Consider the following 17,986-nt stretch of genomic DNA (forward strand, 5'->3'; position numbering starts at 1 on the left):
AAATACGAAATAACGGTGTACGTGCAGAAGATTAACAATGCCAGGCAAGCTGCCGACCCGCCCAGGCGAAGCCGCGCAGCCTCCCGACGCGGATTGCGCGCTCACTCGGCGCGCTCGCCGGCGTTGAAGAACTCCGACTGGAACATGCGCATGCGCAACGCATTGTGATACCGGCCGTTGCCGAAAAATTCCTCGATCAGCTCGGCTTCATGCCTGAAGCCGCATTTCTCATAGATGTGAATCGCAGCGGTATTCGACTTGTCGACGATCAGATAAATCTTGCGCAGGTTCAGTACCGAAAACGCATACTCGATCGCGAGTTGTGTCGCGACGGTTGCGATGCGCGCCTCCCGTCGGCGCGCATGCGTGTTCCGGTTAGTCAGGACGCCGTGAATGGAGTTCTTGCAACGTTTCGCTCCAATGTAGCGCGCGACTGCAAAAAGCGTGCAAAACACCTGCGGAAAGCGGCGGCGGCATGCGGGCCGGCGCGGGCAGAGGCATCGCATTGTCGAAGGTGGGCTGCCGCGCGTTTATGAGCGGCGCGGCACCTTATGGGCACGTGCGGTGCTCTACAATGAATTCATGCTCCTGCGATCGGAGGCCACCGTGATCGAGCATTTGATATTGGGCGCTTTTCTGGTCATTCCGCTGCTCATCGTCGCGTTTCTTTTCTCGGACGAATTGTGGCAGGAACATCGCCAACTGCACGACATGCGGCCCGTGCATCTGAGACATCGGCGGATCGACTGGCGGCATCCGCTGCGCCGTTCTCGGCACCATCTCTGAAACGCCGCGTCTGCTTGCCGCCGCTGCTCCTGTGTGCTGCGCTGTGCGAAACGGCTTGCCATCTTGAAGTGGCACGCCGCCGGACAGGCGATTTAGCGCGCAAACTGGTGTCGTCGATGCTAGTGGCGGCGAACGAGCCCGCGTGCCTGCAGCCGTCGAAGCGCATTTGCGTGTCTGTCGGATGCAGGCGTGTGTGAGTGCATGGCCGTCTGGTGCAGCGTGGCCGCCGTGTGCCGCCGCCTCATCACGGGTCCGGCGCCGCACCAGCGCTAGCTAGCGAATCGACAACCCGCCACGCGCGGGTTTTTTTTTACGTCCGCCAGGCGCTGTGGCAAGCTGCGGGGCCGGACCGCCAAGAAAAAAGCCTGCCGTTTCGGGCAGGCTAAAAAGAGATCCACACTCAATGCCTTGAGGCTACAAGGCAAATCACAGTCTAGTCGCGTCGCGCTCGTCGCTGGTTTCAACGGCTTTTACAGATGTTACGGCGCGTAACCACGCCCGGCGTTCGGCGGCGTTCAGCGTCAGTCGGCGCGCCAGTGCGAGCGGATACGCTTGGCGAGTGCTTCGAGCGTGTCCATATCGGCAACTTCGCGTGCGTGCATCTTCAGCGGATGGCCTTCCCAACGCGGGATCACGTGAAAATGCACATGCCGCACGGTCTGTCCCGCGGCGGCGCCGTTGAACTGTCCGATGAACACGCCGTCAGGGCGCAAGGCTGCGCGAACGGCGATCGCGAGCTTCTGCGTCATGCGCATGCTCGCCACCAGCGACGCGTCCGACAACTCGAAAATCTCCGCCACCGCCTCTTTCGGCACAACCAGCAGATGACCGTCGGCTTGCGGCATCAGGTCCATGAAGGCCAGCGCAGCGTCGCTTTCGGCCACTTTGATGCAGGGTAGTTCGCCACGCAGAATCCTTGCGAAGGGATTGCCGTCGTCATAGTTCATCGCGCTTCCTTTCCTGGTTGCAAGTTCATATCGGGGTGAGGCACTGTCGTCGACATTGTCCACCACATCTGTTACAGCGCACGCGCCGCGCGCTTGATCGCTTGCGGCGGCTGGCCGTACGCGCGCAGAAATGCGCGCCGCATCCGCTCGGTGTCGATGAAGCCGGTGTCGGCCGCGACCGCTTCCATCGAATGACGGCCAGCTTCCAGCATGGCGCGCGCGGCCTCGACGCGCAACGCCTCGATCGCCTTGGCCGGCGACTGCCGGGTCTCGTCGCGAAACGCACGGCTGAACTGGCGCGGACTCAGATGCGCGACGTCGGCCAGTTGTTCGACCGTCAACGGCTCGCGCAGATGGCCTTTCGCGTACGAGAGCGCGTTCTGGATGCGGTCGGATTTCGGCTCGAGATCCAGCATCGCCGAGAATTGCGATTGCCCGCCGGTGCGCCGGTGATACACCACGAGTTTCTTCGCGATCGCGCGCGACACGTCCACGCCGAGATCGTTTTCGACCAGCGCCAGACATAGATCGATGCACGCGGTCATGCCGGCCGAGGTCCACACCGAACCGTCGACGATGAAGATGCGGTCGTCGTCGACCCGAGTGTCGGGAAAGCGCTGCTGCAGATTGCGCGCGTGAGCCCAGTGGGTCGTCGCGTGGCGGCCGTCGAGAATGCCGGCCTCGGCCAGCACGAAGGCGCCGGTGCAGATGCTGGCGGTGCGGCGCGACGCGGCGAGCGCGTCGTTCAAAAACACCAGCATGCCGGGCGATGACGGCGTGATCTCCATCGCGCCGGTGACGACCACCGTGTCATACGCCGGATCGCCGAACGGCCGCGTGGCGATCTCGACGCCCGACGAACTGCGCACCATCCCACCGCGTTCGGAGATGACTTCCACGTCGTATTCGGGCTGGCCCGCCTCCAGATTCGCCAGTTCGAACACCGAGACCGCGACCATATCGAGGATCTGGAAGCCGGGAAAAACCACTATGCCGACGTGCTTCATCGCGATGTCCTAAAACGAGGTAAATACGACATTTGAGACGGCAGACTACGCGCCTAGACTTGCCTCGTCAACCCCGCCATGCCGCGTTAAAACGGTGCGGCGGCGAAGGTTCACGGGTTATCCCATTCATCGGACAGGGCAGCGGCGCGATTCGCCAGGCCCGCAAGGAGAGTTTCAAATGGCAACGCAAGCAAGCGAAGGGAACCAAGGGATTAAAGGGACGGCATTGGTGACGGGCGCGTCGTCGGGCATCGGCGCGGTGTATGCAGACCGCCTCGCGCGGCGCGGTTACGACCTGATTCTGGTCGCACGGGACGGGCAGCGGCTGAACGGCCTCGCCGAGCGTCTGACGAAGGAAACCGGACGGCAGGTGGACACCGTCAGCGCCGACCTGACCGTCAAGGCCGACGTGCGCCGCATCGAAGAACGGCTGCGCACGGATCACGCCATCACGATGCTGGTCAACAACGCGGGCGTCGGCGCGACGGCCCCGCTGATCGACTCCGATGTCGATGCGCTGGAGAAGATGATCGATCTGAACGTGACCGCGCTCACGCGCCTGACAGCGGCGGCCGTGCCAGGCTTTGTCGAGCGCGGCAAGGGCATCGTGATCAACATTTCGTCGATCGTGGCGCTGTCGCCGGAGTTGCTGAACGGCACCTACAGCGGCACCAAGGCGTATGTGCTGAACCTGACGCAGTCGCTGCATCACGAGGTGGGCGGCAAAGGCGTGCAGTTGCAGGCCGTGTTGCCGGGCGCCACCAGCACTGCATTCTGGGACCGCGCGGGGCTGGCCGTCGAACATTTGCCCACGCAGATCGTGATGAGCGCCGAGGACATGGTGGACGCCGCGCTCGCCGGTCTCGACCAGGGCGAACTGGTGACGATTCCGTCCTTGCCGGACGCGGCGGATTGGGAGCGCCTGAATAGCGCTCGCCAGCAATTGCAGCCGAATCTGTCGCACAAGCTGCCCGCTGCGCGTTACACGCGTGCCAAGGCCGCTTGACGACGGCGGTTGGCCAGCAAGGCGCGGTCAGCTAGTGCGTGGTCCGCTAGCGGATTGACTGGCGGTCGGCGCAGCTCACCGCCAATCTGTCGCAACGTCGTCGGGATCGGCCAGCGTCAATTCCGACGACGGCAGCGGCAGCGCCGTCTTATAACGCACTTGCTTGAGCGCAAAGCTCGAGCGGATATTGGAGATGCCCGGAATCTTCGTCAGATGATCGACGATGAAGCGTTCGAGCGCCTGCATATCCGGCATGACCACGCGCAGCAGATAGTCGGCGTCGCCGGTCATCAGGTAGCACTCCATCACCTCGGGGCGCTCCGAAATCGCCTGCTCGAAACGTTGCAGCGCGTCTTCCATCTGCTTTTCCAGGCTCACCTGAATGAACACGTTGATGCGCAGTCCGAGCGGTTCCGGATTCAGCAGCGTGACCTGTTGCTTGAACAGGCATTTTTCGAAGTGGATCGCAAGGCTATCGTGTTGGCCGCGCTGAAGGCGCTCGCGGACGACGGCGTGATCGAGGCGAGCGTGCTCGCCGATGCGCGCAGCAAATATCGAGGCGATGCGCCGGCCGGCGCGGCAGCGTGGCAATGCTGAGAAGCGGGCAGGGCGGAACACGGCATCACTTCTCCACCGCTGCCCGCAGCAATCAATCGCTCACCGCCACCTGATTCTTCCCATCCCGCTTCGCCCGATACAGGCCGACGTCGGCGGCTTCGATCAACGTCGTCACCGGCTCGCTGGCCGACGGCACGAGCGTCGCCGCGCCAATGCTGATCGTCACGACGCCCGTCGCCGAACCCGAATGCGCAATCGCCAGATTCTCGATTGCGATGCGGATTTTTTCCGCGAGCAGGCGCAAGCCGCCTGACGACGTCCCGGGTACCACCACCGCGAATTCTTCGCCACCGAAGCGCGCCGCAAGATCCGGCGAGCGTCCGAGGCACGATTCGACCGTTTGTGCGACCCGCTTGAGCACTTCGTCGCCGGCCACGTGTCCGTAGGTGTCGTTGTAGGCCTTGAAGTTATCCACATCGATCATCAGGAAGCCGACGCCGGTCTTGTCGCGCATGCCGCGACGCCATTCGGCGGCCAGATACTGATCGAGGTAACGCCGGTTCGACAAACCCGTCAGCCCGTCCGAATGCGTGAGCCGCTGCAATTCGAGGTTGGTCGCGAGTAACTGCTGTTGCGATTGACGCAGCGCCTGGTAGGCCTCGTCGCGTTGCAGCAGGTTCAGATACGAGCGTGAGTGATAGCGGATCCGCGCGATCAGCTCGATGCGGTCCGGCAGCTTCACCAGATAGTCGTTCGCGCCGGCGGCGAAGGCCGCGCTTTTCACGAGCGGCTCTTCCTTGGTCGACAGCACGATGATCGGAATATCGCGCGTCGCCGGATTCTGCCGGTATTGCCGCACCAGCGTGAGGCCATCCGTGCCGGGCATCACGAGGTCCTGGAGGATCACGGTCGCGCGCGTTTCCGCGGCGACATGCACCGCTTCTTCGGGCGACGCGCAGTAGTGGAAGTCGACGCTCGCTTCGTCGGCCAACGCCTGGCGGATCGCCTCGGCGATGATCGCCTGATCGTCGACCAGCAACACCATGATCGGGCACTCGGCTGCGGGCGGATTGCCGAGGATGCGCGCCAACGCGTCGTCGATGGCGAGGTTGGGCGCGTCCTCCGCGTCCACCGCGAGCGCCTGCGCATTCGCGTCGTGTTCTGCGAGCCCCCGCGCGGTGGTGTTCTGATGCGGTTTTGGAGTGTCCATGATGTCAGCCAGAATGAATGTCAGTGAATCGAAGCGGGCTCATAGGTGGCCAGGGTCCGTTCTATCGTGCGCTTGCCGCGGCGGCGAGCGCGGCGGCAATGCGTGGCAATGGCAGGATCGCGGCGGCGGCGTCGAGTGCGGCGGCCGCCTTCGGCATGCCGTACACCGCGCTGGTCGCCTCGTCCTGTGCGATCGTGTGGTAACCCTTGGTGCGCATCGCCTTGAGTCCGATCGCGCCGTCGCGGCCCATGCCGGTCAGCAGCACGCCGATCGCGTGCGCCGGCCAGCGTGCCACCACGCTGTGAAAAAACACGTCGACGGAAGGGCGGTACGGCGTCTCTTCCGGCACGCGCGTGTAGCCGAGCACGTCGGGCAGCTTGAGATGCAGATGATCGTCGCTGGCGGCGAGCAGCACGACGCCCGCTTGCGGCCGGTCGCCTTCGCGGGCGATGCGCACCGGCAGCGCCGATTGCTGGTTCAGCCAGTCCGCCATGCCGGCGGCGAACGCCGCGTCGACGTGCTGCACGATCACGGTCGCCGCGTTGAAATCCTTCGGTAGCCCGGCGAGCAGCGTGGCGAGCGCGGCCGGTCCGCCCGCCGACGCGCCGATCGCCACCAGCGGCGTATGGCGATTCGTCACGTGCGCAATCCCCGCCGACGCAGCCGCGCCGGGCGCATGGCGCTCCTTGACGAGCGCGCCGATGCGGTCGATCTTCGCGATCAGCGTGGCGATGCTCTTGTGCGCGTCGGGGCCGTTCAGCGACGGCGTATCGACGGCGTCGAGCGCGCCCGCGCCCATCGCTTCGTAGACGCGCCACGCGTTCGCGGCCACGTCGATGGTGACGATCAGGATCGCGCACGGCGCGCGCGCCATGATGCGGCGCGTGGCCTCGATCCCGTCGACGTTCGGCATCACCAGATCCATCAGCACGATGTCGGGCCGTTGGGCGGCGCAGAAATCGACCGCCTGCTGGCCGTCCTGCGCGACCCACAGCACCTCGTAATCGGGGCGCGCCGCGAGCGCGCGCCGCAGTGCCTCGACGGCGAGCGGCATGTCGTTGACGATTCCGATCTTCATCCGTTTTACCCGTAGGCCTCGCCGATCAAATCACGCACGGCATCGAGCAGTGCTTCGTCATGGAAACTGCCTTTCGCCAGATAATAATCCGCGCCCGCGTCGAGACCGGCGCGGCGATCCTCTTCACGATCCTTGTATGAGACGATCATCACCGGCAGCGCGTGCAGTTGCGGATCGCGCTTGATGAGCGTGACGAGTTCGATGCCGTCCATGCGCGGCATGTCGATGTCGGTGATGACGAGATCGAAGCGCTCGCCGCGCACCGCATTCCAGCCGTCCATGCCGTCGACGGCGATCGTCACGTCGTAACCGCGCGTGGCCAGCAGCTTGCGTTCGAGCTCGCGCACGGTGAGCGAATCGTCGACCACCAGCACGCGCCGGGTGGCGCGCTGCGCCGCTCGAGCACCGCCGTGCTGCGCGTGCTTCAGATCGCCGCCCGCCACCAGCCGTTCGACCGAACGCAGCCAGTCGTCGACGTCGGCGATCAGCACCGGATCGCCGTTCTCCATCAACGCGCCGGCCGTGATGTTGCGGATCTTGCCCAGGCGCGGGTCGAGCGGCTGCACGACCAGCATCCGCTCGCCAAGAAAGCGGTCGACCACTACACCGTAGGTTTGCGGGCCGTCGCCAATCACGATCATGCAGACGGTGCCGCCTTGATCGGCGGGCGGCGCGGTGTCGAGGATCTGATGCGCGGTGACGACGCCGATGCGCCGGCCGGAGAACGCGATGTGCTGATGGCCTTCGAGCAATTCGATGTCCGCGCGGCTCACATGCAGCGTGCGGTTCACGTGCGCGAGCGGGACCGCGTAGGGCTCGCCCGCGACTTCGATCAGCAGGCTGCGGATCACCGACAGCGTGAGCGGCAATTGCAGCTGCACGCGCGTGCCGAGACCTGGCTCCTGCGTGATCCGCACCGTGCCGCGCACCCGTTTGACCACGTCATGCACCGCGTCGAGTCCGACACCGCGGCCCGATACCTCGGTCACCTGATCGCGCAGCGAGAAGCCCGGCAGGAACAGGAATTCGAGCAGCTCGGCTTCCGAGAGACGCGCGGCCGTTTCGCCGCTCGCCAGTTTCTTGCGCACGATCGACGCACGCAGCGCTTCGAGATCGATACCCGCGCCGTCGTCGGAGACGGTGATCAGCAACGCGCCGGCCGTGTGACGCGCGTCGAGCGTGAGCGTGCCTTCTTCCGGTTTGCCGCGCGCGAGCCGCACGGCGGGCGCTTCGATGCCGTGGTCGAGCGCATTGCGCAGCATGTGGCCGAGCGGCGCTTCGAGGAGATCGAGAATGTCACGGTCCACCTGAGTCGATTCGCCGACCAGTTGCCAGCGGACCTTCTTGCCGAGCGAACGCGCGACGTCGCGCACCATGCGCGCGAGTCCGCCGGTGCCATCGCCGAACGGACGCATCCGGCATTGCAGCGCGGCGTCGTAAAGCTGTTGCGACAGATGCGTCGAGCGGCGATCGAAGCTCTCCAGATCGGCGAGACGATCGGCGAGCAGATGCTGCGATTCGGCGGTCAGGCGCCGGAGTTCTTCGAGCGCGGCGTGCGCGCGCGGGTCGAGCTTCAGGTCGGCGAGCGTTTCGTGCAACCGATCGAGCGCGCGGGTGCTGTCGCGCTGGACGCGTTTGACGCGCAGCATCGATTGCGCGAAGGGTTTCAGCCAGCGCGATTCGACCAGCGATTCACCGGACAGCGACAGCAGACGGTCGAGGTTGTCGGCGCGGACGCGCAGCATGCGGCCGGGTTCGTTGGCGCTGCTGTTTGCGTTCGCTGATGCAGGTGCGTTGGCGGGCGTACCGGGCGGTACGCTGGCGGGGGCAACGGCGGGTGTCATCGCTTCGGCAGCTTCGGCGCGCAGCGCGTCGGCTAGCAGGTTGAAGGCGGCATCCGCATCGTTGGAGGCATCGGCTGTTGCAGCAGGCGGCTGAGTGACCACAACGGGTGCGGCCGCTGAAACAGCAGCGACCGGCGGCACCACCTCACGCCGCACGGCCGCCCCATGCGGCACCACACCGGCCATCCGCGCCTGCAACGCGGCTACGCACGCGCCGACCGCGTCGCGCGCCGACTCGTCTTCATCGTTGCCGATGCGCGCGACGATATCGACGCCACGCAGCAACTCGTCGATCCACTCGGCGTCGAGCAACGCGCGCCCTTCCTGCGCGGCGACAAAGCAGTCTTCCATCGCATGCGCGAGTTCGACGCCGACCTGCACGCCGACAATGCGCGCCGCGCCCTTCAACGAATGCGCGGCCCGCATGCAGGCTTCGAGCGCGGCGGGGTCGCCGGGCGCGCGGTCGATCACGAGCAGGCCGTCGTTGAGCACGCGAGCCTGGGTCCGCGCTTCTTCGCGGAAGAGATCGATCAGCGACGGGCGGCGCGGGTCGTCCGTCATCCGAGACTCCGGTTCAGCGTGTCGAGCAGCGCGTCGGCGTCGAGCAGGCCGACGCTCATGCCGCGCCACGGCGCGACCGCGCGCGTATGCGCGGCGGCCGCTTGCGAGAGCGTCGCGGGCGGCGAACGGAAGGTGGCCGACGCGAGCCGATGCACCCCGTCGACCTGATCGACGGGGAACACCGCGTGCTCCTCGGCGCGCGCGACCACCAGCAAGCGCGGCAGATCGTGACGCGAGCGATCGTCATGCGCGGCGGTGTCGGGTTCGAAGCCGAGCAGATGCGCGAGCGACAGGCACACCAGCAATTCGCCCTGCACATTGACGACGCCCAGCACCGCGCGATGCTGCCGATGGGGCAACGTATGAATGGGCCGCGTCTGCACGATGCGTTTGAAGATCGGCGTAGGCAGCGCGAGCCATTCGGCGCCGATCCGGAACACGAGGAACGATTCGCTCGCACCTTGCGCGTCGTGCTGCTGTTGCGCCGGCGCGCGAATGTCGTGCCGCGACAGATCCACCAGCGGGATCGGCTGGTCGAGCAGTTTGGCCGCGGCCGTTTCGAACACCGAGCAATTCAGGCATCGCACGTATTCGACGAGCCGCTCGCACGACGAATCGCCACGCACGCCGATGCGGTTCCAGCAATCGTCGACGGCCACCCTGCGATCGTCAACCACGTGGCGCTCCCTGCGCGCGCGACGCGCGCTGCATCAACAGGCGCGCGCCGTCGCGATCGCCTTCGAGTTCGAGCAGCGTCGCCAGATGCGCGAGCGCTTCAGCGTGCTGAGGATCGAGATAGAGCGCCTTGCGATATTGGCCGCGGGCGAGGTTCGTGTCGCCGCTGGCATCGGCCAGCACGCCGAGCAGGTAGAACGCGTCGGCGTGCGGCGCGTGTTGTTCCAGGTAAGCGTTGATCGCGGTGGCGGCTGCCGTGAGGCGGCCGGCGTCGGCCAGTGCGTGCGCGGCTTGCAGCGTGTCACGGGCGGCGGTGGTCGGCGCGGCGGTCTGCGGCGGTTGCGGGGCGTGCGCGTTCGCGTGCGATGCGGGCGTCGACGGTTTGCCCAGATGAGGCGCGAGTCCGTTGAACAAGGTGGACTGCGCGATACCGTTGAGCGGCGTTGAACGCGTCACTCCGTCGAGCGGTGCGCGGGCAACCGGATCGGGCCACGCGAAAGGCTCGGCGGAGAACACCTGTGCGGGCGCGAGCGCGGGCACCGGCGAATGCGTCATCGCAAGCGCGGCGGCCGTGGCGAGCGGCGCGGTGTGCCAGTTGTCTGGCTGCACGTCGGCGGGCGCGCCGCGATGAAACGCGAACGCCAGCGGAATCTTCGCCGACTGCATGCCGTAGCGCATCAGCAGTCCGGTTTCCGCCGGACCGACGAACAGCGTGCCGTTTTCGGCGAGCACGCTATTGAGCGCCTGCAACGCGGTTTGCCGCGTTTCGCGGTCGAAGTAAATCAGCACGTTGCGGCAGAACACGAAGTCGTAGACGCCGAGCGTCGACGCGTCGAGCTGCATCAGATTGGCGTGCGAGAAGCGCACCGTGTCGACGATGCGCGGCGCGAGACGCCAGCCGTCTTCAGCGCGTGTGAAGTGCGCGTCGCGAAACGCCAACACATTGCCCCGAAACGAGTTGCGTCCGTAGATTGCGCGCTGCGCGAGCGCGAGCGAGCGTTCGCTGATATCCATCGCGTCGATGCGCAGCCGCGCGGCGTCGATGCCCGCGTCGAGCAAGGTCATCGCGATCGTGTACGGCTCTTCGCCGGTCGAGCAGGGCAGGCTCAGGATGCGCAGGGGCAGTCCCGCACCGCGCTCGTCGAGGCGCTCATGCGCGAGCCGCGCGAGCGCCTTGAAGGCGTCGGCGTCGCGGTAGAACCAGGTCTCCGGCACCACCACGGTTTCGATCAGCGTCTGCACCAGCGCTGGCGATGTCTGCGTCGCGTCCCAGTAGTCGGCGAGCGTGGCGCCGGCGTGACCGTCCGCGCACCACACGGCGGCGCGCTGGTCGACCGCGCGTTCGATCGCGTGATGACCGAGCGACGCGGCGTCGAGCCCCATGGTCCGATGCAGCAGCTCGGCGAAGCGTCGATACAGCAGTGCGTTGTCGTGATGCGCGTTCATGTGTGCGCCTCGGGAAACAGCAGCGCCTTCACGTCGTCGGGCAGCAGATGCTCGACGCGGACCCACTGCACGAGGCCGCCCGCTTCACTGGCGACCGGGCCGAGATAGCGCGCGTGCGGCAGGTCGATGCCGGTCTCGTGAAACGCTTCGGCATCCAGACGAATCGTGCGGGTCGCGCCTTCGAGCAGCACCGCGAGCAGGCGCACGCTGCCCGCGTGCGGATAGCGCACCAGCACGACACGCGTCGACATCAGTTGCGCGGCGGGGCGGCCGAGCGCCAGCGCCAGCAGATCGATCACCGGCAGCGGCGCGCCTTCGTGATCGAGCACGCCGGCCACCCACGACGGCGCGCCGGGGATCGTCTTCGGCGGCGACTGCGGCGTGAGCGGCATCAGACGCTCCACTTGCGTCGCATCGATTACGTAGCGTTCGCTATCGAGCGTGAAGAGGATGAAGAGCATCGACGTATGGGCGGGCGTGAAGGAGGCGGGTTTTGCCGGTTCGCCGTGGCGCGTCAGGCCAACACCTTGAAGCGCGATACGCCGGTGCGCAGACTGTTGGCGACGTGCGTCAGATCGTCGATCGCCTGAGTCGACTGGCGCAGTGATTCCGCCGTCTGCTGCGCGGCCTCCGACAGTTGCGTCAGCGCCTGGGTGATCTGCTCGGCGCCGGTCGCCTGGGTCTGCATGCCCTCGTTGACCAACGAGAAACGCGGCGCGAGTTGCTGCACCTGCTGGATGATCTGCGTGAGATGACCGCCCACGTTTTGCACGTCGAGCATGCCGCGCCGCACTTCCTCGGAGAACTTGTCCATCCCCATCACGCCCGCAGCCACCGCTGACTGGATCTCCTTGACCATCTGTTCGATGTCGTAAGTCGCGACGGCGGTCTGATCGGCGAGCCGGCGGATCTCCGTCGCCACGACCGCGAAGCCGCGGCCGTATTCGCCGGCTTTTTCCGCTTCGATCGCCGCGTTCAGCGAGAGCAGGTTGGTCTGATCCGCAACCTTCGTGATGGTGGCGACGACCTGATTGATGTTGCTGGCCTTCTCGTTGAGGATCGCGAGCTTCGCGTTGACCGAGCCGGCCGCTTCCATCACGAGGCGCATGGTTTCTTCCATGCGCGTGAGACCGGCGTGGCCGGTGCCGGCGAGCGCCGCCGACTGGCTTGCCACTTCCGACACTTCGTTCATGGTGCGCAGCAGATCGCGCGAGGTCGCGAAGATTTCGCGCGACGTCGCGCCGATCTCGGTGGTGTTGGCGGCGGTTTCGTTCGCGGTGGCTTGCTGTTCGCGCGAGGTCGCGGCGATTTCCGTCACCGACGTGGTGACCTGCACCGCCGACTTCTGCGCCTGGCCGACCAGCGCGGTGAGTTCGTCGGTCATCCGGTTGAAGCCGGCTTCGAGCGCGCCGATTTCATCCGCGCGATTCAGTTGCAGGCGTTGTGTCAGGTCGCCGGTGCGCATCACGTCGACCACTTGCAGCACCTTGGCCATCGGCGTGGTGACGGCGCGCAGCAGCCAGTAACCGGCCAGAACGGCGACAGCCGCGGCGAGCAGCAGCATCACGAGCAGCACGATGCGGGTCGTCTCGACCGAGTTGCGGATGCTGTCGGCGGACTGGTCCGCATAGCTCTTGTTGTTTTCGACCAGCTTGCGCACTGAGAGCCGGCCGGTTTCCCAGATCGGCGTGAGCTGCGTGCTGAAGATGCGCGCGGCGTTGTCCTTCGAGGCCGGCAAGGCGTTCAGCAGCGTCATCTGGATCGGCAGGTACTGCGCGTGCTGTTGGCGGAAATCGTTGAACAGTTCGCGGTCGACTTCGCGGAAGATAGTCGCGCTGTAGTCGTTGAGGAGCTTCTGGAGCGCCTGCTGGGTTTCCTGCAAACGCGTGGTGTCGCGCTTCACGGTGTCGGGGTCCGCGTCGATGTAGATCAGACGCTGCGTCACGGAGTAGTTCTCGAACCACGCCGCCCGCATCGCCGTCGCGTAGTAGAGGCCGGGCATCGAGTCCTGCTGTTGACTCTTCGCATCGCGGTCGATACCGCCAAGTTGCTCGAAAGTGACGATTGCCATTGCCAGCATCACGATCAGCACGATCCCGAAGCTGCACAGAATCCGTTGCCGGATGGTCCATTGTTTCACGCGCACGCCCCTTACGTATTGGCTTTGTCTCGCCCCCGGCTGCTTGACGCCGGTCTGACTCGGAATCGAAGGTCGGAAAGCCTTGCGAGTCGTCGGATTTGTCCGACGGGTTATGCGGCGGATTTTACATTGATCGGGGGATTGTTTTGCGTTTGACAAATGGGCACGCGCGGGCGGCAGGCCCGGTTGCCAGGGCGCGCTTATATCGTAATGTTCCGTTACCACTTGCAGCATCTATTTCTGCGCGCGCCATCCACAATCTGTCCCATGCCGGAACGGCGGGAGCTAAACATGAAAAAGATCGCAGTGGCGTTGTTGATGGTTGGGAGTCTGAGCGCAGCGGGGCAAGCGTCGGCTCACGGGAATGGCGGCGACGTGGTCGGCGCGCTGATCGGTGGCGCCGTGCTGGGCGCGGTGGTCAGCTCCGCGTTGAATCCGGCGCCGGTGGTGGCTTACCAGCAGCCAGTCTATGCACAGCCGGCGTATCAGCCCGCGCCGGTCTATGCGGGGCCGCCGCCCGGATATTGCTATGACCAGTACCAGCGCGCCTATGTCGCATGCGCTGCGCCGCCGCCCGGACAGTACGGGTACGGGGAGCCTCAGCCTCAACCGGGTTGGTAGTCGCCCCAGATGCGCGCAGTCGATGCGCGCGCCTCAAAGAAGAAGGCCGTCGCTCGATACGACGGCCTTTTCATTTGCTTGATACGCCACTCAGTGTTTGTGATGCAGCCACTCCGCATAGTGCGTATCGAGCCAGCGCTCGAACTTTGGCGGCTTCGTGTCGCGGTGATAGCGGGACGCCGCCCAGATGGCAAGGCCGACCAACACCATCACGGCAGGCCCCATCAAATAAGCGATCAACGATTCAGACATCGGAACCTCCGTATCGGAGTGCATCGTTGCTTCAGTTTAGGCGATGGAATGGGGGAAAGAAGGACAGTGTGAAGCGAGCGCGAGAAGTGTTTTTCTACGGCGCAAAGCCTCACCTTTGAAACCTCGCGGGGAATCTGATTTCCTTTTGACTGCGGCGGCTTGCGTCCAGTCCATCTTGACGTGTGTACCATCAAATGAGCGTTGCAAAGGGGACCGCGAGGCCACGCCGAAACCCGCGGCAACGCCCGTCAGACCGTGCTGCTCACCGCTTGCCGCCCGGCTTCAATCTGTTTATCGACAAAGTCCGCCCAACGCAGAAGGTTTCGACGCTGCTCCGCCGCTTCGTCCTCTTGCCGGAGACTTTCCGACGCGAGCGCCGATGCGTCGGCCTGCGCATCCTCTCGCTGCGCGATCTCGCGCAAGTGCGTCGCCGCCGTGCGCCGGAAGTCGTGCAGCACGAAATGCTCGACCTCGAGCCCGAGTGCCTTGACGGCCTGGTTCAGCGTGCTCCTCGCGATGGGCCGGTCGTCGCCCCTGACGCTCGGGAATACGAAGTTTCGGCTCGCCTTGGCGCGATGAAGCTCGCGCAGCATCGAGACCGCCTGATGCGGCAGATAGACGAGGCGGTCCCGCTCGGAGTTCAGGCGCGCGGCGGGGATCGTCCACACCGCGTTGTCCAGATCGAATTCGGCCCATGTCGACTCCACCAGGTCCGATTTGCGCACCATCGTCAGCACCAGCAGATGCAGCGCCAGCTTCAGGGGCCGGCGAATGCTCGATGCGTCGATTGCACGCAGCATGGTGCCGATCTCGTCGCCGGAGAGCACGCGGGTGCGGCTGTCGAAGCTGGCGATGGAGCGCGCCGGCACGACCTCGGCCGGATTGCAGGTCGCGAGTTGCCGGGCCATCAGATACGCGTACAGGCGTTTGACCACGTTGCGCGTGTGCAGCGCCATTTTCGGCGAACCCCGGCTTTTGATCCGCTCGCAGATCGCGACGATGTCGTCGGCGGTGACCGCGCTGATCGGCTTGCCGCCGATCGCGGGCAATACGTCCTTGTCGAGCGCGCGGCGGGTGGTGCGACGATATTCGTCCGACTTGTCCGCCATGGCCGTGGCCAGATACAGATCGGCCGCTTCGCTCAGAACGTCCGCCTTGCTTTCGGCGCCACGATCGCGCCGCGCGGTGGCGACCGGCGAGATGCCCTGCGCGACCATCTCCGCGTACTTCTGGGCCTTGGCCCGCGCGACGCGCAGCGAGATCATCCGGTAGTCGCCGATTGTCGCGAGCGGCTGGCGTTTGCCGTGCAACGAATAGCGGAAGCGCCAGACCTTGGTGCCGGTCGTCATGACTTCGATCACGAGGCCATTGCCGTCGGCGACGCAATAGCGGGTCGCGCGCGGTTCGAGCGCGCGGATCCGGGATTCGGTGAGAGGGACGGCTAAGCGGGGCATGCTCGAATCGTTGATACGCAGACAGCCGCGATTTTAAGCTTTATCGCGGTTGTGTACCAAAGATATGTGGATTTTTGTGTCAACAGAGGTAGTGAAAGGGCCGCTCAACGGCAGGCCGGAGTGGCCTCATGAGCCTTATATGTCGTGTGTGCCCGGGAATTCCAGCTTCTTCTCTACTTGCCAATACAGAATCTGCTGAAAATCACTCCGAGCAGATCGTCCGAGCTGAATTCGCCGGTAATCGAGTTCAACTGATCCTGCGCGAGCCGCAGTTCCTCGGCGAACAGATCCAGTGCCTGCGAGTTCTGATCGGCGTGCGCGGCCGCCGTCGCCAGATGCTCCTGGGCGGCGCGCAATGCAATCAGATGCCGCTCGCGCGCCAGGTAGACGCTTTCCGCGCCCGCCTGCCAACCGGCGATCCGCAGCAACTCGTCGCGCAGCAGCGCCACGCCGTCGCCCTGTTTCGCCGACAACCGCACTTCACTGAGATCGAGATCCGCGTCGAGCGCTTGCGTCGCCGGCGCGAGGCCCGTCAGGTCGGTCTTGTTCAGCACGCGCACCACCGGCACACCGCCCGGAAAGCGCCCGGCGATCGACTCGTCTTCGGCGGTCATGCCGGCGCGCGCATCGAGCAGATGCAGCACTACGTCCGCGCGCTCGATCTCGCTCCACGTGCGCGCAATGCCGATCTTCTCCACTTCGTCCTCGGTGTCGCGCAGGCCGGCGGTGTCGATCACGTGCAGCGGAATGCCTTCGATCTGAATGGTCTGCGCGACTTTGTCGCGTGTCGTGCCCGCGATCGGGGTGACGATGGCCAGTTCCGCGCCGGCCAGCGCGTTCAGCAGCGACGATTTGCCGACGTTCGGCTGCCCCGCGAGCACCACCGACAAGCCTTCGCGCAGCAACGCCCCCTGCCGCGCTTCGCTCAGCACCTGCGCGAGGCGCTCGCGAATGCGCGCGAGCTTGCCGCGAGCATCGGCGGCTTCGAGGAAGTCGATTTCCTCCTCCGGGAAGTCGAGCGTCGCTTCGACCAGCATGCGCAGCGTGATCACTTCTTCGACCAGCGCGTGGATGTCGCGCGAAAACGCGCCGTCGAGCGAGCGGCCCGCCGAACGCGCGGCGGCCTCGGTGCTGGCCTCGATCAGATCGGCGACGGCTTCCGCTTGCGCCAGATCCAGCTTGTCGTTCAGGAATGCGCGGCGGGTGAATTCGCCCGGCTCGGCCAGCCGCAGGCCGAACGCGCGGCCAGCATCGGTGCAGCGTTGCAGCACGAGTTGCAGCACGACCGGACCGCCGTGGCCTTGCAGTTCGAGCACGTGTTCGCCGGTGTACGAGTGCGGCGCCGGAAAGTACAGCGCGATGCCGCGGTCGAGCGCGTTGCCGCTGGCGTCGAGGAACGGGACGTAGCTGGCGTGGCGCGGTGCGAGCGCCTGGCCGGTGAGCGTTTGCATCAGCGGCAGGGCCGCCGCCTCTCCCGCGCGGCCGAACGAAATCCGCACGACACCGATACCTCCCCGGCCTGGCGCGGTAGCAATGGCGACGATGGGATCGGAATCGGTGGTCAGCATGAGAGCGTGGCAAGAAGCGGAGAGAAGGGCGGGGCAGCGCCGGTCGATACGGCGCGAGGCATTGTAACGCGGGCGCGCATGACGGCCGCGTCGCGACGCGCGACGACCCGATCGGTCGCTGCTTTATCCGGACAATTCAGATTTATCTCAAATAAGCTAGGATTACTACTACGCTATCTGAGAATAATTAGGACGAAACAAGACAAGCCGAACACGAAGAACCCGGCCAGACAATGAAAAGTTGGCAAAAATCAAATTCCTCGAAACGCCTTGCGCCACGCGTATCGCAAGCTAAAACTATCTCAAATACGCTAAACCAAAACTTGCCTGGTTGTCAACTGGTTGGACGCTGAATTGCACAATCTGGCCCATGCCAACCGACAAAGAAAAAGCCGCCTTCGCCAAGAGGTTGAAGGATCTGCTGGAGCCGCTCAAGATTCGCGGCGGGACCAAGCTCGCCGAGCAATTCAATCTTCGCTATCACGGTGAGCGTCCCGTGACGCCGCAAACCGCGCACAAATGGCTCACGGGTACGACGATCCCGAAGCCGGACAAGTTGCGCACGTTAGCCGAATGGTTGAACGTCAAGGAGCATTGGCTTCACTACGGACCGCCACCAGGCTCAAGCACCAGACCGCTGGCGCGCGGCGAGAAATATCCGCCCACGCCGGAAACGATCGAACTTGCTTCGAAGATCGCGTCGCTGATGCCGAAAGACCGCAACCTGGTCGAGGAGATGATCGAGCGTTTTTACGGTGAAGACGCTGAAGAGTAGTTGATGCGCCGTCTTATATTTGAGCGCTCATGAAAAAAGCCGCCCGGTTTGCACCGGG

General features: G+C 65.1%; 18 protein-coding genes. 4 read left to right on the forward strand and 14 right to left on the reverse strand.

The genetic code is table 11. The annotated features are described in order from the left end of the window. Window positions 1–101 precede the first annotated feature (101 nt). Window positions 102–506, reverse strand: a complete 405-nt coding sequence (locus tag HV744_RS37975; RefSeq protein WP_281363636.1) for a GNAT family N-acetyltransferase — start codon at window positions 504–506, stop codon at window positions 102–104. Window positions 507–606: 100 nt separating this feature from the next. On the opposite strand from HV744_RS37975, the gene HV744_RS38235 reads away from it, so the two are divergent. Then, entirely contained in the window at window positions 607–786 is a 180-nt protein-coding gene (locus tag HV744_RS38235; protein ID WP_175149570.1) for a hypothetical protein, read from the forward strand. Window positions 787–1,307: 521 nt separating this feature from the next. On the opposite strand, the gene HV744_RS10360 is transcribed toward HV744_RS38235, so the two are convergent. Both HV744_RS10360 and HV744_RS10365 read right to left on the reverse strand, forming a co-directional pair. Continuing rightward, the gene (locus HV744_RS10360; RefSeq protein ID WP_175149418.1) at window positions 1,308–1,733 is read right to left on the reverse strand and encodes an HIT family protein; all 426 of its coding nucleotides are present in this window, start codon (window positions 1,731–1,733) and stop codon (window positions 1,308–1,310) included. Between the two features lie 71 nt (window positions 1,734–1,804). Then, window positions 1,805–2,740: a GlxA family transcriptional regulator gene (locus tag HV744_RS10365; protein WP_175149419.1), complete on the reverse strand. Its 936-nt coding sequence runs from the start codon at window positions 2,738–2,740 to the stop codon at window positions 1,805–1,807. Window positions 2,741–2,918: 178 nt separating this feature from the next. Between HV744_RS10365 and HV744_RS10370 the strand changes: the two genes are divergently transcribed. Next, complete coding sequence (locus HV744_RS10370; RefSeq protein WP_175149420.1) at window positions 2,919–3,746, forward strand: SDR family NAD(P)-dependent oxidoreductase; 828 nt, start codon at window positions 2,919–2,921, stop codon at window positions 3,744–3,746. A gap of 75 nt (window positions 3,747–3,821) precedes the next feature. Here HV744_RS10370 and HV744_RS10375 read toward each other — a convergent pair whose 3' ends face one another. The 8 genes from HV744_RS10375 to HV744_RS10410 form a co-directional block, all read right to left on the reverse strand. Next, window positions 3,822–4,364: an Lrp/AsnC family transcriptional regulator gene (locus tag HV744_RS10375; RefSeq protein WP_246278998.1), complete on the reverse strand. Its 543-nt coding sequence runs from the start codon at window positions 4,362–4,364 to the stop codon at window positions 3,822–3,824. A 31-nt stretch (window positions 4,365–4,395) separates the two neighbouring features. Further along, on the reverse strand, window positions 4,396–5,514 hold the full coding sequence (locus HV744_RS10380) for a diguanylate cyclase (RefSeq protein WP_175149421.1): 1,119 nt from the start codon (window positions 5,512–5,514) through the stop codon (window positions 4,396–4,398). A gap of 61 nt (window positions 5,515–5,575) precedes the next feature. Continuing rightward, the gene (gene cheB, locus HV744_RS10385) at window positions 5,576–6,592 is read right to left on the reverse strand and encodes a chemotaxis response regulator protein-glutamate methylesterase (protein WP_175149422.1); all 1,017 of its coding nucleotides are present in this window, start codon (window positions 6,590–6,592) and stop codon (window positions 5,576–5,578) included. Between the two features lie 5 nt (window positions 6,593–6,597). Then, on the reverse strand, window positions 6,598–8,997 hold the full coding sequence (locus HV744_RS10390) for a hybrid sensor histidine kinase/response regulator (RefSeq protein WP_175149423.1): 2,400 nt from the start codon (window positions 8,995–8,997) through the stop codon (window positions 6,598–6,600). Beyond that, window positions 8,994–9,674 carry a chemotaxis protein CheW gene (locus HV744_RS10395; protein WP_175149424.1) on the reverse strand — a complete coding sequence of 227 codons (681 nt, stop codon included), beginning with the start codon at window positions 9,672–9,674 and terminating at the stop codon, window positions 8,994–8,996. Before HV744_RS10395 ends, HV744_RS10390 begins: the two co-directional genes overlap by 4 nt. After that, window positions 9,667–11,118 carry a CheR family methyltransferase gene (locus tag HV744_RS10400; RefSeq protein ID WP_175149425.1) on the reverse strand — a complete coding sequence of 484 codons (1,452 nt, stop codon included), beginning with the start codon at window positions 11,116–11,118 and terminating at the stop codon, window positions 9,667–9,669. The genes HV744_RS10395 and HV744_RS10400 overlap by 8 nt, the downstream gene beginning before the upstream one ends. After that, a complete protein-coding gene (locus tag HV744_RS10405; protein ID WP_175149426.1) occupies window positions 11,115–11,579 on the reverse strand; it encodes a chemotaxis protein CheW in 465 nt (154 codons plus the stop codon). The genes HV744_RS10400 and HV744_RS10405 overlap by 4 nt, the downstream gene beginning before the upstream one ends. 53 nt (window positions 11,580–11,632) lie before the next feature. Beyond that, complete coding sequence (locus HV744_RS10410) at window positions 11,633–13,258, reverse strand: methyl-accepting chemotaxis protein (RefSeq protein WP_175149427.1); 1,626 nt, start codon at window positions 13,256–13,258, stop codon at window positions 11,633–11,635. A 291-nt stretch (window positions 13,259–13,549) separates the two neighbouring features. Between HV744_RS10410 and HV744_RS10415 the strand changes: the two genes are divergently transcribed. Beyond that, entirely contained in the window at window positions 13,550–13,879 is a 330-nt protein-coding gene (locus tag HV744_RS10415) for an ecotin precursor (RefSeq protein WP_175149428.1), read from the forward strand. A 90-nt stretch (window positions 13,880–13,969) separates the two neighbouring features. Here the strand turns inward: HV744_RS10415 and HV744_RS10420 are convergent, their stop codons facing one another. The 3 genes from HV744_RS10420 to mnmE all read right to left on the reverse strand — a co-directional run bounded on the left by HV744_RS10420 (window position 13,970) and on the right by mnmE (window position 17,153). Beyond that, complete coding sequence (locus HV744_RS10420; protein ID WP_175149429.1) at window positions 13,970–14,131, reverse strand: hypothetical protein; 162 nt, start codon at window positions 14,129–14,131, stop codon at window positions 13,970–13,972. A gap of 248 nt (window positions 14,132–14,379) precedes the next feature. Further along, window positions 14,380–15,585: a tyrosine-type recombinase/integrase gene (locus HV744_RS10425; protein ID WP_175149430.1), complete on the reverse strand. Its 1,206-nt coding sequence runs from the start codon at window positions 15,583–15,585 to the stop codon at window positions 14,380–14,382. Between the two features lie 173 nt (window positions 15,586–15,758). Then, window positions 15,759–17,153, reverse strand: coding sequence for a tRNA uridine-5-carboxymethylaminomethyl(34) synthesis GTPase MnmE (gene mnmE / locus HV744_RS10430; protein WP_175149431.1), 1,395 nt, complete (start codon window positions 17,151–17,153; stop codon window positions 15,759–15,761). 370 nt (window positions 17,154–17,523) lie between these two features. On the opposite strand from mnmE, the gene HV744_RS10435 reads away from it, so the two are divergent. Beyond that, window positions 17,524–17,928 carry an XRE family transcriptional regulator gene (locus HV744_RS10435; RefSeq protein WP_175149432.1) on the forward strand — a complete coding sequence of 135 codons (405 nt, stop codon included), beginning with the start codon at window positions 17,524–17,526 and terminating at the stop codon, window positions 17,926–17,928. Window positions 17,929–17,986 lie beyond the last annotated feature (58 nt).

The organism is Paraburkholderia ultramafica, from assembly GCF_902859915.1.
GTDB lineage: Bacteria > Pseudomonadota > Gammaproteobacteria > Burkholderiales > Burkholderiaceae > Paraburkholderia > Paraburkholderia ultramafica.

Coding starts and splice junctions, on each gene's coding strand:
- mnmE (WP_175149431.1), bottom strand. CDS start 17,153: ATGCTGACCACCGATTCCGATCCCATCGTCGCCATTGCTACCGCGCCA.
- HV744_RS37975 (WP_281363636.1), bottom strand. CDS start 506: ATGCGATGCCTCTGCCCGCGCCGGCCCGCATGCCGCCGCCGCTTTCCG.
- HV744_RS10365 (WP_175149419.1), bottom strand. CDS start 2,740: ATGAAGCACGTCGGCATAGTGGTTTTTCCCGGCTTCCAGATCCTCGAT.
- cheB (WP_175149422.1), bottom strand. CDS start 6,592: ATGAAGATCGGAATCGTCAACGACATGCCGCTCGCCGTCGAGGCACTG.
- HV744_RS10425 (WP_175149430.1), bottom strand. CDS start 15,585: ATGCCCCGCTTAGCCGTCCCTCTCACCGAATCCCGGATCCGCGCGCTC.
- HV744_RS10380 (WP_175149421.1), bottom strand. CDS start 5,514: ATGGACACTCCAAAACCGCATCAGAACACCACCGCGCGGGGGCTCGCA.
- HV744_RS10400 (WP_175149425.1), bottom strand. CDS start 11,118: ATGAACGCGCATCACGACAACGCACTGCTGTATCGACGCTTCGCCGAG.
- HV744_RS10420 (WP_175149429.1), bottom strand. CDS start 14,131: ATGTCTGAATCGTTGATCGCTTATTTGATGGGGCCTGCCGTGATGGTG.
- HV744_RS10435 (WP_175149432.1), top strand. CDS start 17,524: ATGCCAACCGACAAAGAAAAAGCCGCCTTCGCCAAGAGGTTGAAGGAT.
- HV744_RS10360 (WP_175149418.1), bottom strand. CDS start 1,733: ATGAACTATGACGACGGCAATCCCTTCGCAAGGATTCTGCGTGGCGAA.
- HV744_RS10370 (WP_175149420.1), top strand. CDS start 2,919: ATGGCAACGCAAGCAAGCGAAGGGAACCAAGGGATTAAAGGGACGGCA.
- HV744_RS10390 (WP_175149423.1), bottom strand. CDS start 8,997: ATGACGGACGACCCGCGCCGCCCGTCGCTGATCGATCTCTTCCGCGAA.
- HV744_RS10415 (WP_175149428.1), top strand. CDS start 13,550: ATGAAAAAGATCGCAGTGGCGTTGTTGATGGTTGGGAGTCTGAGCGCA.
- HV744_RS10405 (WP_175149426.1), bottom strand. CDS start 11,579: ATGCTCTTCATCCTCTTCACGCTCGATAGCGAACGCTACGTAATCGAT.